General features: G+C 58.1%; 2 rRNA genes. Both read right to left on the bottom strand.

The annotated features are described in order from the left end of the window. Nucleotides 1–1,272: ribosomal RNA gene (locus B7P34_RS35535) — 23S ribosomal RNA — on the bottom strand; the annotation flags it as partial. A gap of 280 nt (nt 1,273–1,552) precedes the next feature. Next, a 16S ribosomal RNA gene (locus B7P34_RS35530) occupies nt 1,553–3,076 on the bottom strand. Nucleotides 3,077–3,216: the final 140 nt, after the last annotated feature.

Genomic DNA, 3,216 nt, shown 5'->3' with positions numbered 1-3,216 from the left:
AATGACACGACTTCGGCGGTACGCTTGAGCCCCGCTACATTGTCGGCGCGGAATCACTTGACCAGTGAGCTATTACGCACTCTTTCAAGGGTGGCTGCTTCTAAGCCAACCTCCTGGTTGTCTCTGCGACTCCACATCCTTTCCCACTTAGCGTACGCTTAGGGGCCTTAGTCGATGCTCTGGGCTGTTTCCCTCTCGACCATGGAGCTTATCCCCCACAGTCTCACTGCCGCGCTCTCACTTACCGGCATTCGGAGTTTGGCTAAGGTCAGTAACCCGGTAGGGCCCATCGCCTATCCAGTGCTCTACCTCCGGCAAGAAACACACGACGCTGCACCTAAATGCATTTCGGGGAGAACCAGCTATCACGGAGTTTGATTGGCCTTTCACCCCTAACCACAGGTCATCCCCCAGGTTTTCAACCCTGGTGGGTTCGGTCCTCCACGAAGTCTTACCTCCGCTTCAACCTGCCCATGGCTAGATCACTCCGCTTCGGGTCTTGGGCGCGCTACTCAATCGCCCTATTCGGACTCGCTTTCGCTACGGCTTCCCCACACGGGTTAACCTCGCAACACACCGCAAACTCGCAGGCTCATTCTTCAAAAGGCACGCAGTCACGACGATGAATGCAAGCACTCACCGCGACGCTCCCACGGCTTGTAGGCACACGGTTTCAGGTACTATTTCACTCCGCTCCCGCGGTACTTTTCACCATTCCCTCACGGTACTATCCGCTATCGGTCACCAGGGAATATTTAGGCTTAACGGGTGGTCCCGCCAGATTCACACGGGATTTCTCGGGCCCCGTGCTACTTGGGTGGTTCTCAAGCAAGCCGCATAGATTTCAGCTACGGGGGTCTTACCCTCTACGCCGGACCTTTCGCATGTCCTTCGCCTATCCATACGGTTTCTGACTCGCCGACCAGCCGGCAGACTGATCAAGAGAACTCCCACAACCCCGCATACGCAACCCCTGCCGGGTATCACACGCATACGGTTTGGCCTCATCCGGTTTCGCTCGCCACTACTCCCGGAATCACGGTTGTTTTCTCTTCCTGCGGGTACTGAGATGTTTCACTTCCCCGCGTTCCCTCCACACTGCCTATGTGTTCAGCAGCGGGTGACAGCCCATGACGACTGCCGGGTTTCCCCATTCGGACACCCCCGGATCAAAGCTCGGTTGACAGCTCCCCGGGGCCTATCGCGGCCTCCCACGTCCTTCATCGGTTCCTGGTGCCAAGGCATCCACCGTGCGCCCTTAAAAACTTGGCCACAGATGCTCGCGTCCACTGTGCAGTTCTCAAGCAACGACCAGCCACCCACCACCCCCGGATCAAAACCCGGAGTTCACTGGGGCCGGCGTCAAGAAGGAACAGACCGTAGTCCGTACCCTCAGACACCCAACAGCGTGCCCGGCCCAGCCACTCACCCCACTGTGTTCCACGCCGAAGCAGTACTAACAGGGAGATCCTGAACTGTGCCGAATAGTCAACGTTCCACCCATGAGCAACCGTGCAAGACATTCGCTTGCAGTCGGCCATATGCTCCTTAGAAAGGAGGTGATCCAGCCGCACCTTCCGGTACGGCTACCTTGTTACGACTTCGTCCCAATCGCCAGTCCCACCTTCGACGGCTCCCTCCACAAGGGTTGGGCCACCGGCTTCGGGTGTTACCGACTTTCGTGACGTGACGGGCGGTGTGTACAAGGCCCGGGAACGTATTCACCGCAGCAATGCTGATCTGCGATTACTAGCAACTCCAACTTCATGGGGTCGAGTTGCAGACCCCAATCCGAACTGAGACCGGCTTTTTGAGATTCGCTCCACCTCGCGGTATCGCAGCTCATTGTACCGGCCATTGTAGCACGTGTGCAGCCCAAGACATAAGGGGCATGATGACTTGACGTCGTCCCCACCTTCCTCCGAGTTGACCCCGGCAGTCTCCTGTGAGTCCCCATCACCCCGAAGGGCATGCTGGCAACACAGGACAAGGGTTGCGCTCGTTGCGGGACTTAACCCAACATCTCACGACACGAGCTGACGACAGCCATGCACCACCTGTACACCGACCACAAGGGGGGCACTATCTCTAGCGCTTTCCGGTGTATGTCAAGCCTTGGTAAGGTTCTTCGCGTTGCGTCGAATTAAGCCACATGCTCCGCTGCTTGTGCGGGCCCCCGTCAATTCCTTTGAGTTTTAGCCTTGCGGCCGTACTCCCCAGGCGGGGAACTTAATGCGTTAGCTGCGGCACGGACGACGTGGAATGTCGCCCACACCTAGTTCCCAACGTTTACGGCGTGGACTACCAGGGTATCTAATCCTGTTCGCTCCCCACGCTTTCGCTCCTCAGCGTCAGTATCGGCCCAGAGATCCGCCTTCGCCACCGGTGTTCCTCCTGATATCTGCGCATTTCACCGCTACACCAGGAATTCCGATCTCCCCTACCGAACTCTAGCCTGCCCGTATCGAATGCAGACCCGGGGTTAAGCCCCGGGCTTTCACATCCGACGCGACAAGCCGCCTACGAGCTCTTTACGCCCAATAATTCCGGACAACGCTTGCGCCCTACGTATTACCGCGGCTGCTGGCACGTAGTTAGCCGGCGCTTCTTCTGCAGGTACCGTCACTTTCGCTTCTTCCCTGCTGAAAGAGGTTTACAACCCGAAGGCCGTCATCCCTCACGCGGCGTCGCTGCATCAGGCTTTCGCCCATTGTGCAATATTCCCCACTGCTGCCTCCCGTAGGAGTCTGGGCCGTGTCTCAGTCCCAGTGTGGCCGGTCGCCCTCTCAGGCCGGCTACCCGTCGTCGCCTTGGTAGGCCATCACCCCACCAACAAGCTGATAGGCCGCGGGCTCATCCTGCACCGCCGGAGCTTTCCACCTTCAAAGATGCCTTCGAAGGTCATATCCGGTATTAGACCCCGTTTCCAGGGCTTGTCCCAGAGTGCAGGGCAGATTGCCCACGTGTTACTCACCCGTTCGCCACTAATCCACCCCGAAGGGCTTCATCGTTCGACTTGCATGTGTTAAGCACGCCGCCAGCGTTCGTCCTGAGCCAGGATCAAACTCTCCGTGAATGTTTACCCGTAATCGGGTGTGAACACTCGCGTTGAGCGGAACAACCAGGAGGAATAGTCCCGGTCGTTCACAGCGTCCTCGCTGTGTGTTGCCTGTCAGCCCCTAAAGGCCGGCAGGACTTTCAAAGGAACCGCGTCCC

This window comes from Streptosporangium nondiastaticum (assembly GCF_003011965.1).
GTDB lineage: Bacteria > Actinomycetota > Actinomycetes > Streptomycetales > Streptomycetaceae > Streptomyces > Streptomyces nondiastaticus.
This window is presented reverse-complemented; position numbering and strand designations above follow the sequence as displayed.